Below are 13941 nucleotides of genomic sequence, written 5' to 3'. Positions count from 1 at the left end.
ACTGAGGTTCCTGCTTGTGCCCGTATGAGTACGGGATTTAATGGCTAACAGCGCATTATAAAAGAAGTCCGGGTGCCCTTGCCCAATTAAACCAAACGTTCAACTGTCTCGCTGAATCATGTGTTAACGCCTCGAATCGGAGGCTTGCTGCTTCGGAGATCGCTTTGGCAACCGCAGTCACGGTCACCAAGACCAACAACGCCGACGTCGACGGCATGCTGTCGGGCTACAGATGGTCGGGGGCGATCTCTTACAGCTTCCCAGATTCGCCCAGCGACTACGCCAATCCGTATACTGGCGGCAGCAGCGAGCCGACCGCGTCGGGCTTCGCCCCGGCGCCGACCCAGATGCAGGCGGCGATCAACTACGCCATCGGATTGATCAACGGCTACACCAACGCCAACGTCCAGTATGCAGGCACGAATGGCGCCGACATCATGATCGCGCAGTCGCCGTCGGCCAACCCGACCTCCTACGCCTACTATCCCGGCAATTATGCGCCCGGCGGCGACGTCTGGTTCGGGACTCAATACAATTATTCTCTGGCCAAGCTCGGGAATTATTACTTCGCGACTGCGCTGCACGAGCTTGGCCATGCCTTTGGCCTCAAACACAGCCAGGAAGCGGGCGGCCCCGCCAATGTCGCCGTGCCCAGCGTGCACGACGACAGCGAATACACCGTCATGAGCTATCGCAGCTACGTCGGCGCTTCGACCACGTCCGGATACACCAATGAGGCGTACGGATTTCCGCAGACCTATATGGCCAATGACATCCTCGCGCTGCAGACGATGTACGGCGCGAACTTCACGACCCAGAGCAGCAACACGACCTACACCTGGAATCCCACCACGGGGCAGGAGTTCATCAATGGCGTCGGGCAGCCCGCGCCGGGCGGCGGCGCCGGCGGCTCCGCCAACCGAATCTACGAGACGGTGTGGGACGGCGGCGGCGTCGATACCTACGACCTGTCGAACTACACGACGAACTTGAGCATCAACCTCAATCCCGGTGCATCGTCGGTGTTCTCCTCCGTGCAACTGGCCAATCTCGGCAACGGCCATTACGCATCGGGCAACGTCTACAACGCCTATCTCTATAACGGCGACGCACGCTCCTATATCGACAACGCCATCGGCGGGTCCGGCAACGACACGATCGCGGGCAACGCCATCGCCAACGCGCTGAACGGCGGTAGCGGCAACGACACGATCATCGGCGGTGCGGGCAACGACGCAATCAATGGCAGCTCGGGGACCGACACCGCGGTGTATTCGGGCAGCCGGGCCAGCTACGCGGTTTCGTACAACGCGACGACACAGACCTTCACCGTGGCCGACCTGCGCAGCGGCTCACCCGACGGCACCGACACCGCGACCGGAGTCGAGTTTCTTCAGTTCTCGGACGGCACGATCGCAAGCGCCAGCGTGATCAACGTTACAATCGAGGCGGTCGGGTCGACTAGTCTGGTGCAGACGGGAGACAATTTCTATCTTGCCGCCATCAGCACGGTCAGCGGGCCTGTCCTGAAGATCTCCGGCTCGCCGGTCAGCGCCAACGTGTATGGCACCTGGGCGCCCATTGCAGCCGAGCAGACTGCCAGCGGATACGATGTGGCCTGGAAGGACTCGGCGACGGGTCACTACACGGTCTGGAGCACGGACGGCAACGGCAACTATACGGGCAATATTGTTCCCGAGGTGACGGGGACGAATGCGTCGTTTGAGTCGCTCGAGACCACCTTCCACCAAGACCTCAATGGCGATGGCAGCATCGGTGTTCCCAGCGCCACTATTGAGGCGCAGGGTTCCACCAAGCTGGTACAGACGGGAGACAACTTCTATCTTGCCGCCATCAGCACCGGTAGCGGGCCTGTCCTGAAGATTTCCGACTCGCCGGTTAGCGCCAGTGTGTATGGCACCTGGACGCCCATTGCAGCCGAGCAGACCGCCAGCGGATACGATGTGGCCTGGAAGGACTCGGCGACGGGTCACTACACGGTCTGGAGCACGGACAGCAACGGCAACTATACCGGCAATATTGTTCCCGAGGTGACGGGGACGAATGCGTCCTTTGAGTCGCTCGAGACCACCTTCCACCAAGACCTCAATGGCGATGGCAGCATCGGTGTTCCCAGCGTCACTATTGAGGCGCAGGGTTCCACCAAGATGGTGCAGACGGGAGACAACTTCTATCTTGCCGCCATCAGCACCGGTAGCGGGCCTGTCCTGAAGATTTCCGACTCGCCGGTTAGCGCCAATGTGTATGGCACCTGGACGCCCATTGCAGCCGAGCAGACCGCCAGCGGATACGATGTGGCCTGGAAGGACTCGGCGACGGGTCACTACACGGTCTGGAGCACGGACAGCAACGGCAACTATACGGGCAATATTGTTCCCGAGGTGACGGGGACGAATACGTCCTTTGAGTCGCTCGAGACCACCTTCCATCACGACCTCAACGGCGACGGCGCGCTTGGAATTCCTTCGGGAGCCGCTACGGCCGACGCGTCATCTGCAACGAAGTTTCACCTGCGACATGAGGAGGGTTTTGTTTTCCAACCTGAGATCCAGCACATTGGTCAGATCGAGGCTAGTGGTCCAATCAACATCGGATCCGCGGATTTTTCAAGCGATCTTCGGAACACTGGAGTTCAGTTCGAGGCGCAAACGTCCTTCTATAATCATGGATTCTTGGAAAGCCACCCGAGTGATCCGGCCTTCTCTCATCTTGATTATTCAGGCCTGTCTCATGTTACCGACGTTCTAATGCGAAGCTTCCTCATCCACTAGGCTGACGAGTGCACACGCGACCAACCCTGCGACCCTCACCCGCGCTTCGCTTGGAGAGAGCCCGCGCCATGACCCAAACACTGAGATGATGTTGGAAAGCCAAGCCATCAAGAGAAGCGGTGCATCCAATCAAGTCAGCTCGAGCGTGTGCTTGAAATAGGCGATCGTCTCCTTGAGCCCGTCCTCGAGCGCAACCTTCGGCTCCCAATTGAGCACGGCCTTCGCCTTGGTGAGGTCGGGCTGGCGCTGGCGGGGGTCGTCCTGCGGCAGCGGCTTGAACACCAGCTTGGAACGCGAGCCCGTGAGCTTGATGACCTTCTCGGCGAGCTCGCGGATCGTGAATTCGGAATTGTTGCCGAGATTGATCGGGCCGGTGACGTCTTCCGGTGTCACCATCAGCCGCGTAATGGCCTCGACAAGGTCGTCGACATAGCAGAAGGAGCGGGTCTGCCCACCGTCGCCGAACACCGTGATCGGCTCGCCCTGGAGCGCCTGGACGATGAAGGACGACACCACACGTCCGTCATTGGGCTGCATGCGCGGGCCGTAGGTATTGAAGATGCGTGCGACCTTGATCGGTAGGCCGTGCTGGCGCCAATAGTCGAAGAACAGCGTCTCGGCGCAGCGCTTACCCTCATCGTAGCAGGAGCGGATGCCGATCGGATTGACGTTGCCCCAATAGTCCTCGCTCTGGGGATGAATCAGCGGATCGCCATAGACCTCGCTGGTGGAGGCCTGGAAGATGCGCGCCTTCAGCCGCTTGGCGAGGCCGAGCATGTTGATGGCGCCGTGCACCGAGGTCTTGGTGGTCTGCACGGGGTCGCGCTGGTAGTGGATCGGCGAGGCCGGACAGGCGAGGTTGAAGATCGCGTCGACCTCGATGTAGAGCGGGAAGGTGACGTCGTGCCTGACCGCCTCGAACAGCGGATTGGCGATAAGATGGGCGATGTTGCGCCGGCTGCCGGTGAAATAATTGTCCGCGGACACCACCTCGGCCCCCACTTCGAGCAGTCGCTCGCAGATATGCGATCCGATGAAGCCGGCGCCTCCGGTCACGAGGATGCGGCTGTTCTTGTAGCTTTCAAACGGCATGATCGGTTCCAGGAAGTGTCGGGGCGGAGTGGCCACTGAGTGGTACCGCCAACGGCCGGGCTCGCCAATAGCCAAATGGCTTGAGAGAGAGGTTGGGGTATTTGAAGCAGGACGGCCCTGGAGCCGTGGCTAGAACTCCCGCCGCTTGAGCCAGGCCCGCGCACCCCAATGGGCAAAACACCAGGCCGACCTGATCAGCGACAGGTGTTCGACATTGCGGTAGATCTGCCAGACCCATTTGGCCGAGCGGACCGGGCGGCTGGAGACCGACGAACCCCTGACGCGGTAGCGCGCAAGGTCCTCGTTGAGGCCGTATGCGGTGTGGCCGCGCTTGAGGATCGAGAGCCACAGGCAGAAATCGTCATAGCCCTCGTTCTTCATCGCGACGGGACCGGCGATCTCGCGGTCGACCATCGCGGTCACCGTTGCGATTGCGGTGTTCTCCAGGAGCTGGCCATAGGTGAGCGAGGCCGGCACGTCGATGAGCCGTCCGGTGACCGTGTTGGTTTCGTTGATGCGGCGGAAGGCGGTATAGCTGAGGGCGGCCCGCTTCGCCTTCGCGAAGGCGAGCTGCCGCTCGAGCTTTTCGGGCAGCCATAGATCGTCGCTGTCGAGGAAGGCGAGATAGCGGCCCTGAGCGGCGCCGATCGATGCCTGGCGCGCGAGCGCCGGGCCGCCATTTTTGGCCTGCCGGATCAGCTTGACGCGGGCATCGCGCGCGCCGATCGCCGCGATGATGCCCGGCGTGTTGTCGGTCGAGCAGTCGTCCGCGATCAAGAGCTCCCAATCGGCGAATGTCTGGGTCTGCACCGAGCGGATCGTCTCCTCGATCAGGCCTTCGACGTTCCAGGACGGTGTGATGATCGAGACGAGCGGCATGATGGGTCCGTTCAATTCACACAGGCCCGTTCGGCCATTGCGGCGTGCAAGGAGGCCGCAAACGTATCGAGCAGTTTGGGATCGCTGATATAGAGCTCGCCCGGATGAGACCGGCGCCAGGCGGACTCGAAATAGGGCGCACCCTTGGCGGGATCGAATGGCCCGGTAGAGAGCGCTTCGCGCAGCCGCGCGGGCACGTCGGCCAGTCGATCGACCGCATACACCAGAGGGCAGGAGCGGTAGAAGGCATCGCCCATCACCACGACCGGCTTGCCGAGCAGCAGCGCCTCGGCACCCGACTTGCTGTTGACGGAGACAACGGCGTCGGCGCGATTGAGCACGGCGTAATTGTTAGTCTGCGGCGTCAGCAGCACGAAATTGTCGAACCGGCGCGCGAGCTCGAGCAGGCGGGCGGCCGAGATGGCGCCGATCTGGGCGGGATGTTCCTTCACCACGAGCACGTGCGAATCCGGGATGGTGCGCAGCAGGAAGTCGACGGTCGCGACCTGGTCGAGATAGTCCGGCGAGCGCAGCGTCAGCGCCATGTCGGCCGGAACATGGAAAGGATAGTAGACGAAGGGTCTTTCGGGTAGCGGCTGGTAGAGCTTGCGCAGCCGACTCGCGTTGAGCGCCATCGCGGCGTGCACGCGGGCATGACGCAGATTGTGTCCGAATTCCTGGTGCTTGCCGAGCGCGAACTGGTCCCAGAGCTTCTCGGCGAGACGATGGGCATTGCGCAAATTGATGACCTTCTTGAACGCCGCCGAATAGTGGTGCTGATCCTTCTTGGGGATGACGATCGCGCGCTGCGTCAACGTTTCGTCCAGATAGGCGCGCACCTCGGCGGACACGGCATCCGCAGGTTTTGCCATGACGTCCGGGGCGGCAAAGCTGTCCGGCGTGAAATACATCCGGCCGCGAAAGAACGAAGGCTCGATGAACCAGTTGCGGATAGCCCGGCGCCTGGCGGCGTAGAAGCTAGCGATGACAGACAGGAAGCCGCCGAGCTCCTGGACCAGTTCGGCGCGTCGCTCGTGCGCCTCCAGCCGGTCGAGCACCGCCTCCATGGCGTTGGCATAGATCATGAAACGCCGGCGCAGCGCCGCCGTATCGCTGATGCCGAAGGTGAAACGCTCATGGCTGAACAGGAAATTGGTTCCGTCGAGTCCGTAAGAGGCAACGCGCGCGTCGAACGCCTTGCGATCGTCGGGCGAGGGGGCGGCCTTGAACCCCTCGCGATACATGTTCGTCACCGGCACGCCCTCGGCGGCCGACATTTCTGCGCTGCGATCGTCGAAGGCGAGCAGTTCGACCTCGCAGCCGGCCGCACGCAATCGCTGCGCGACCGGAATCCAGAACCGGGTCTGGTATTCGGCAAGGGTAGTGATCAAAATCGTTTTTTCAGAACACATGCTAGGGTGAGGCGGGGTTGTATGTTTGCGGCCTTCGCATATAGAAGGGCGCGCGACAGTCAAGCGTGGATAAATCCTTTTTTGCTCCGAATTGTCGTAGTAGGCTGCCCGTCGAGGCCTAATGCCTGGAAACGCCATGGCTGTTGCGCCGGCCATTCGGGAAAGTTGGCCGCATGAAACGGGTCATTTTTCGAGTTGACGCTTCGGTCCAGATGGGGATGGGGCACCTCACGCGTTGTCTGACTCTGGCCAACATCCTCGCCGAAGGCGGAACCGCATCGTGCTTTCTTGTGCGTAGCCATGTCGCTGCGTTGGCTGCACTGGTCCAGGGCAACGGCCATGCCGTGCGGCTCTTACCGGATCCACAGTGGGCGGATCCGGAGGCGGCCAATTCGGACCGCAGCTATGCGCACTGGTTGCCTACGACGTGGCAACAGGATGCGCAGCAGACGTATCAGGCGGTTGAGGAGATTGGACCAGTCGACTGGCTTGTCGTCGATCACTATTCGCTTGATGCCCATTGGGAGAATGCCTGTCGACGAGACGGTTTGCGAATCCTCGCGATTGACGATCTCGCCAATCGTCCGCACGATTGCGAGATCCTCCTCGATCAGAACCTCGTTCAACGGATGGAGACGCGCTATCGTGACCATGTATCGGCTTCTTGCGTGCAATTGCTCGGGCCGAGATACGCGTTGCTTCGTCCTGAATTTGTCGAGCAGCGTCGCTTATTGACGAGCCGCAGCGGTGAGATCGGCCGGATCCTCGTTTGCTTCGGTGGCTCTGATCCGACCAACGGCACGGCTAAGGCGCTGCAGGCTATCGCGAGTCTCGGGGTCTCAGAAATTGCGGTGGACGTTGTCATCGGTCAGAGCAGCCCGCATGCAGAGTCGATCGTGCAACTTTGCGGCGAGTTGCCGCATGCGCAGGTGCATCGGGGGGCAAACAACATGGCCGAGCTGATGCGGCGCGCCGATCTGTCGATCGGAGCTGGTGGTGGGATGACTTGGGAGCGCTGCTGTCTGGGCTTGCCCGCTGTCGTGGTCGACATTGCGGCAAATCAGGTTGGTGCCTTGACGGCGCTGGCCGACGCGGGGGCGGCGCTGTATCTGGGATCGGGCGCGTCTGTCACAGCCGAGACGCTTGCCGACGCCATCCGCTCGCTGCAGGCCGATTCGGCCCGCGTAAAGGTATTGGGAGAGGCCGCCTTTGCGCTTGTGGATGGCGAGGGTAGCGCCCGCGTGCGTGTCGAACTCGGTTCCCGATTCTAGCAGGCAAGCCGAACCAGTTCCCAAGGCCGTGAGATTCCCTTGATCTTACAATGGGAAGCGGCGTCCGCACTCGCCTCCCTTTTTGTTGACTAGCGCGGGGCTTGTGCCTATGTGGATCGCGGTTGGGCGGGCTTGCGATCATGAACCATTTCCAAATTAGACCGGCCACGAAGGACGACGCTCGACGGTTGTTCGAATGGCGCAATGACGACTCGACCCGCAGAATGTCCAAGTACAAGGGCGGCGTGGGTTGGGACGAGCATGTGGGCTGGCTTGATCGACGGCTCAAGATGGACCAGCCCAACCTTTTCATCTTCGAGTTAAACCAGGAGCCGGTTGCGACCTTCAGGATAGATGGTGAAGACGTGTCTTATACGGTTGCGCCTGAGCATCGTAATCGTGGAGTTGCAAAGATGATGCTGAACGAAGTCAGGTCGCGTTTTGGTTGCCTTCGCGCCCACGTCTATGCCGACAACGAGCCATCTATCAGGGTCGCGCGGAGTGCTGGGCTCGATGTTGTGATAATGGATCCCTGATCCGACGAAATGATAAGGGTGCGGTCGCTCCTGTGGCGCCGCTGTCTTCGAAAGTGTCAGGAGCATGTTATGACAGACCCTATCTCCATTGCCGGTCATTCGATCGGCCGATCGCATAGGCCATTCATCATTGCCGAAATGTCGGGCAACCACAATCAGTCGCTCGACCGCGCTCTGGCGATCGTGGATGCGGCCGCGAAATCGGGCGCGCACGCACTCAAACTACAGACCTACACCGCTGATACGATGACCCTTGACCTGAACGAGGATGAATTCTTCATCGACGATCCCAACAGCTTGTGGCGAGGCGCGTCACTACACAAACTCTACCAGGATGCCTATACCCCATGGCAGTGGCATGCTCCGATCTTCGAACGCGCCCGGTCATTGGGCATGATTCCATTCTCGACGCCGTTCGATGCTACGGCGATCGATTTTCTCGAGAGTCTTGGCGTTGCCTGCTACAAAATCGCATCGTTCGAGAACACTGATCTACCGCTCATTCGCAAGGTCGCGGCTACCGGCAAGCCCATGATCATTTCGACAGGCATGGCCACCGTGGCCGAACTAGATGAGACGGTACGGGCGGCGAGAGGTGCGGGCTGCAGACAACTTGTGCTCCTAAAGTGCACGAGCACCTATCCCGCAACGTCCTCCGACACCAATCTGCTGACGATCCCCCATATGCGGACGCTGTTCGGTTGCGAGGTGGGCCTTTCGGACCACACCTTCGGGATTGGTGCGTCAGTTGCAAGCGTGGCGCTGGGTGCGACCGTGATCGAGAAGCATTTTACGCTTGCGCGCGCGGACGGCGGTGTCGACTCCACGTTTTCAATGGAACCCGAGGAGATGGCGGCTCTGGTGGTGGAGACCGAGCGCGCTTGGCTCGCGCTTGGAGAGGTGCATTATGGCGTCACGGACAAGGAACGCAAATCGCTTGTGTTCCGTCGCTCGCTCTATGTGGCCGAGGATCTCGCTCCAGGTGATGTGCTAACCGAAAAGAGTCTGCGAATTATCCGGCCCGGTCTCGGCCTGCCACCAAAATATTTCGAGACTTTGCTTGGCAAGCGCGTCGGACGGGCGGTCCGCCGCGGGACGCCGATGAGTTGGGACCTGCTCTCGTCCGCGGACACTCCCTTTCAGACGCCGCAGGGGATGTCGAGGAGCGATCGTGGCTGAACAGCCCCAAGTCTGTCTGATCGTCGACAACCCGCTTCGCGACCTCGATGGGCTAGTGCTACTCGCTCGGCAATTGTCAGCGCGTGGCGCGCTTACCACGCTCGTGCCCATGTACGAGCAGGGGTTCGATGTCCCAGCCTTGCGGCCTGATCTCGTGCTGCTGAACTACACCCGTCCCAACAACGTCGACCTGATCAAATCCTACAAGCGCGCGGGGATTCTCGTTGGCATTCTTGATACGGAGGGAATTGGCGGCAAGAATGCGGATCAGTTCGCAAACATGGTTAAGAGTGCGGGCCGCCCCGACCTTGTTGATCTCTATTGTGTCTGGGGACAGGCGCAGTACGCGGCGTTCCTGCGGCAGGGCACCGTCGCGGCCGATCTCCTGCACGCCACCGGCTGTCCACGCTATGATTTCTGCGCACCGCCCTGGCGAGCGGCGTTGGCGAGCCCGTCCGTCGGTTCGGGCTACGTCCTCATCAACACGAATTTCCCGACTGTGAACCCGCGGTTTTCCGGCAGCTCGTCTGCCGAGGAGGACTCGATGGTGCAGGCCGGCTTCGCGCGCGGCTTCGCTCGTCAGTTCATCGCTGATGGCAGCCGAGCCTACCGCAGCACATTGGACATGGCCATCAAGCTGGCAGAGCACTTTTCTAAAGTGGAGTTCGTGCTGCGGCCGCATCCGTTCGAGAACATCAACTCGTATGATGCGTTCGCCGCCTTGCCGAATGCAAAAGTGATCCAGAGCGGAACGTCCCTCGAGTGGATCAGCGGCGCGCGTCTGCTTGTCCATCAGAACTGTTCCACCGCGATCGAAGCGACTATGCTGAACGTGGAGCCGTTAAGCATGGAGTGGTTCAACACGCCCTCCCTGCGACTTGATGCAGCGACGCGGGTCAGTCGCGGAGCGCAGGGAGAGGCTGAAATGCTCGAGCTGGTCCGGCAGGGCCTCGAAAATCGCATGCCGCCGCTGCCCTCTCAGACGGAGGCATTTCGCCGCAAAATCATCAGCGACCTCTATACCGCCGTGGATGGCGCGAGCTCCGCCCGCGTTTCCGAGGCAGTTCTCGCAACCATCGCTGCCGGCGGGGGCTGCAAGCAGCCGGTGCATTTGTTGCCGCCGCCGTCTTTGCGCGGTGTCGTGGCCGGCGCGCTTCGCCGAACGCTAGGATATAAGGCAAGTTCGGTCCTGCGCCGGAGCTACAGCTCCGCGGAGAGCGAACGTCGGCGGGCCGGGAAGGCATTCGACGCCGAGACCGTGAACGCGATATTGCAGCGTCTTAATGCGGCGTCGTTTGATAGCCGGCGATTTGCAGCCCGGCCTGCCGCGAATGGCCGAACGAGAAGGTTGAGCAGCGGAGCAAGCCTGCAGCTCGTAGAGGTGAGCTGAGCGTGCTGCGCCGGTTTCTGCATAATACTGCAATCTCTGCGGTCGCCTACGGGGCCGCGGGCGTGCTGGGACTCCTTTCGGTTGGACTTGTTGCAAAATCCTATGGGATTGCCGTTTTGGGTCTGCTCGTCTTGGTGCGAGCGTTTCTGCCAAGCGGATTTCTCGCCCTGATCGATCTCGGTGTGTCGGAACTTGCCACGCAGGTCGTCGCTCGCGGGCGGCTCGGAGATTGGAGGCTGGCGAGCGAAAAGGTATCGCTTCTCACCGTGATTGCCACTGCCACGGGGATCATCTCGAGCATGGCGCTATGGCTTGCGTCCACCTGGCTCGCTGTCGCCCTAAAGGTGCAGCACGAGCAGGTTCTCGGGTTCGTTTCGATGCTGCACGTTACGGCGCTCGTGCTGCCAATCTGTTTCATTGGACTGGTCGTGGAAGGAGTTCTCAAGGGCTTTGAGCAGTACGCTTGGTTGCGTCTCACTGAAGTCGGGAGCAGCTTGTTTTATATCGGTTCGATCTACCTTGCCGCTTTGGAGCAAGCTCCGTTCGAATGGCTTGCGTATGCCTATCTCGGAACGACGGTGACGAAGTATCTGGTGTTGGGCATCGTTGTCAAAAGTACAGTCCATGGCTCTTTATTGAGATTCACGTTGTGGACAGAGGCAAGCCGTAAAGATCTTCTTCATCGATGCCTGCAGATGTTCAACAATAGGATCGCAGGAACGTTGCAGCATACTCTTCCGCCTCTCGCGATTGGGTTTCTGTTTAGCCCCATCGAAGTAGGGACCTACGATTTGATCACGAGGTTGCCGCGCTTTTTGAAGGCGACGATGGGGCCACTCTATTCGGCGATACTTCCCCTCTCGGCTCGTATTGAAGAGACCACCGATACCCGCCGCTTGCAGATCTTAGGGCGGAACGGCCTCGTCTTGCCAGCAGCCTTTGTGCTGCCGGTCTTGATGGTGCTTGCTTTGTTCTCGCGCCAGGTTTTGACAGTGTGGGTAGGCCCCCAACACTCTCAAGAATGGCCTTGGGTTGCCATGTCGATGCTGGTCCCGGCGATAACGATACAGCTTGGTGCGGGCCAGACGGCATTGATGGTTAGGTCGGAATTTCTCACCTTCAGTACAAAACTTCTATATTTGCAGGTCTTGACCCAATACGCAATCACCCTGTTAGCGCTTGCTTGGTTTCGTGAGCATGCATTCATTCTGGGGTGGGCTATCTCGCACGTCGTGTTTGCACCGGTCCTCGCACACAACATGCTCGCTCAGATGAGTTTGCCGAACTCATTGTTCTGGGGGCAGCTTTGGCGCCACTTGGTGGTCGGGATCATCCTTTCCGGAATAGTAGGCCTATGCAAGTTCGTCCTGCCTCTCGACAGCTTGAGTGAGCTTATCATCCTGGGCGGCCTTCTCTGCCTTATTGCGTTAGCCTTGAGCGGTGCGATCGTTCTGACGGGCGCCGAGCGGGTGATGTTTGGACGTCTTGGGCGCGCGCTGGTGCGTCGCGAATAGGCTCTGCTTCGATGGGAAGATCGACCAAACTTTCTCGCGAAACTAGACTTCCGGTCATTGCGCGACAATGCAAGGTTGATAGTTGAACTCTGAGAGCGTAAAGACGCCCAGATTGGGCCAAATCTTACGTTTGGTGCTGTGGCGCGCCGGCCCTAGTCCCGCTGACTGCAACGAGTATCTCAGGACATGTCGAGCGATCTGAAAATTTCCGAGGCCCTTGAGCGCGGTTACCCGCCTGCAGTCTTGTATCTTCGCAATGATGATGTTGTGGTCACCGAAGTCTGTGCCTTCAACTACTTCTCGATCTTCCTTAAGGAACAGCAGGACGCCGAGGCTCACATCTGGTTTTTCGATGCGGAGGGAAGGTGCGTCAACTACCTTCAGAAGGATCTGGGATTCAACGGTCAACTGCAGTTGAGGACTTCGGACCTATGTCCCGACGTCTCGGGGACCGTCGCCATGACATTGCTGCCGAAGCAAGGCGCGAGCGTTCGTCCGGGGAAGAAGGTGACGACTGGCTACTACACCCAGTACTACTCACGGTGCGGCGCTATCACCTTGTCCCACGAGCGCGAGGCAGTTGCCGCCAAGCCATTCCCTACACCCGCCTGGATGCAGACTTACCTGACGAGGTTCGTCGAGGTATCGGGCGTCATATTGGTCAATGCCTGTCTTGCGCCGGACGGGGAGGCTTTTGGAACCGCGAGACTGCGTGCGTTGGATGGCACGGTATTGGGCGAGAGAAGCCTTCCAAGTATACCGTCGATGGGAGCGCGGCGCATTAGCACGATGGACCTGTTCCCCGATGCCACGCGTCTTATAGGCTCGGCAGAAACTTTTGCGCTGGAATTCAGCGGAGGTAATATGGCGAGTCCCTTTAGCTTCTATCAGTTCGCCAACGGCAAGTTCAGTTTGCATCACTTCTGAAGGGGACACACGTGAGTCGATTTCCAGCCACGCCTTGGAAGCCCCACGAGCCGAGGTTCATGCTTCCCACCTTTGAGGGGCTTGAGTGCAGACTGGCGTTTTCAATCCCCATCTGGCACAAGGCGATCGATGCCAAATATTTGCGCAGCCTCGTGGCCGGCAGTTTGAAAAAGAATCTGTGGGAGACAGTCAAGGACCTTGGTCCCGAATTCGCAAGTCTCCTGAGATCTGGGTTCAGTAGCAATTTGCGTTTCAAACTTCATGTGCTGTCGCGCGATGGAGAATACTTGGCCAGTCGAGAAATTCCTTCGACGCACAAACCGGGGGCCTCTTTTGAGATCGATCTGACCAAGTTGATCGCAGAGTTGGGGCTGGTGCCGCAAGACTATCTGATCGTCGCTGTCATGTCGCACGGTCGCATGGACGCCTATCGCTCCTCGCCCGGCAGCTTTTCCATGACCTATGTCGATCAGGACAACGTCGCCATCTATCGTACCGGCGCCTTTGCTCGCCCCCTAAACGAGGGACGACTGAAGTCTCACGTAGGGTTTACAGGTATCAACCCGAAAATCCTCGCAACAAAGGACTTTGTCAGCAGCTTGATGTTGCTCAATCATTCATCAGATCCAGACTACGCGCACGCGGTGCGACCCTCGTCGGTATTGATCCGCGAGGACGGAGAACAATTGAAAGGCGACTTCGGTGAAATTCCGCCGCTGGGAGCGCGTGAGATGTCCGTTGTCGACCTTTTCGGAGCCGATGTTTTTGATTTCCTGAAGCCCTTCGGCGGACGAGGAACTACCGTCACGACGTGTGTGGGCGTGACGCTGGCAAGCCTTCATTTGCAGCGCTCCAACGACAATCGTCGAACCATACTGGGAATTGAGCACTCGAGGCCGGCTCACATGAATCTGATGGGAATCATGCAGCACTAGACGGTGCACCAGAT

The 13941-nt window shown here is 59.7% G+C and carries 11 protein-coding genes; 8 read left to right on the top strand and 3 right to left on the bottom strand.

The genetic code is table 11. From position 1 onward, the window contains the following. Positions 1-164: 164 nt before the first annotated feature. A complete protein-coding gene (locus IVB01_RS07730) occupies positions 165-2792 on the top strand; it encodes a M10 family metallopeptidase C-terminal domain-containing protein (RefSeq protein ID WP_247494389.1) in 2628 nt (875 codons plus the stop codon). Positions 2793-2921: 129 nt separating this feature from the next. On the opposite strand, the gene IVB01_RS07725 is transcribed toward IVB01_RS07730, so the two are convergent. The 3 genes from IVB01_RS07725 to IVB01_RS07715 form a co-directional block, all read right to left on the bottom strand. Further along, a complete protein-coding gene (locus IVB01_RS07725) occupies positions 2922-3884 on the bottom strand; it encodes a UDP-glucuronic acid decarboxylase family protein (protein ID WP_247494388.1) in 963 nt (320 codons plus the stop codon). A 129-nt stretch (positions 3885-4013) separates the two neighbouring features. Continuing rightward, positions 4014-4763 carry a glycosyltransferase family 2 protein gene (locus IVB01_RS07720; protein ID WP_247494387.1) on the bottom strand — a complete coding sequence of 250 codons (750 nt, stop codon included), beginning with the start codon at positions 4761-4763 and terminating at the stop codon, positions 4014-4016. A gap of 11 nt (positions 4764-4774) precedes the next feature. Next, positions 4775-6154, bottom strand: coding sequence for a capsule biosynthesis protein (locus IVB01_RS07715; RefSeq protein WP_247494386.1), 1380 nt, complete (start codon positions 6152-6154; stop codon positions 4775-4777). 194 nt (positions 6155-6348) lie between these two features. Between IVB01_RS07715 and pseG the strand changes: the two genes are divergently transcribed. The 7 genes from pseG (at position 6349) to IVB01_RS07680 (ending at position 13927) form a co-directional block, all read left to right on the top strand. Further along, a complete protein-coding gene (gene pseG, locus IVB01_RS07710) occupies positions 6349-7446 on the top strand; it encodes a UDP-2,4-diacetamido-2,4,6-trideoxy-beta-L-altropyranose hydrolase (protein WP_247494385.1) in 1098 nt (365 codons plus the stop codon). Positions 7447-7586: 140 nt separating this feature from the next. Next, entirely contained in the window at positions 7587-7982 is a 396-nt protein-coding gene (locus IVB01_RS07705; RefSeq protein WP_247494384.1) for a GNAT family N-acetyltransferase, read from the top strand. Positions 7983-8051: 69 nt separating this feature from the next. Next, a complete protein-coding gene (gene pseI, locus IVB01_RS07700) occupies positions 8052-9161 on the top strand; it encodes a pseudaminic acid synthase (protein ID WP_247494383.1) in 1110 nt (369 codons plus the stop codon). Beyond that, positions 9154-10551 (top strand): surface carbohydrate biosynthesis protein, encoded by a 1398-nt coding sequence (locus tag IVB01_RS07695; RefSeq protein ID WP_247494382.1) that lies wholly within the window; start codon positions 9154-9156, stop codon positions 10549-10551. The genes pseI and IVB01_RS07695 overlap by 8 nt, the downstream gene beginning before the upstream one ends. A 2-nt stretch (positions 10552-10553) precedes the next feature. After that, positions 10554-12065, top strand: coding sequence for a teichoic acid transporter (locus tag IVB01_RS07690; RefSeq protein WP_247494381.1), 1512 nt, complete (start codon positions 10554-10556; stop codon positions 12063-12065). Positions 12066-12251: 186 nt separating this feature from the next. Continuing rightward, on the top strand, positions 12252-12992 hold the full coding sequence (locus tag IVB01_RS07685) for a hypothetical protein (protein WP_247494380.1): 741 nt from the start codon (positions 12252-12254) through the stop codon (positions 12990-12992). 59 nt (positions 12993-13051) lie between these two features. Continuing rightward, positions 13052-13927, top strand: coding sequence for a hypothetical protein (locus IVB01_RS07680; protein ID WP_247494379.1), 876 nt, complete (start codon positions 13052-13054; stop codon positions 13925-13927). Positions 13928-13941 lie beyond the last annotated feature (14 nt).

The sequence above is a fragment of the Bradyrhizobium sp. 164 genome (assembly GCF_023073715.1).
Taxonomy (GTDB): domain Bacteria; phylum Pseudomonadota; class Alphaproteobacteria; order Rhizobiales; family Xanthobacteraceae; genus Bradyrhizobium.
The sequence above is the reverse complement of the archived record's forward strand: the minus strand, read 5'-3'. Positions and strand labels throughout refer to the sequence as shown.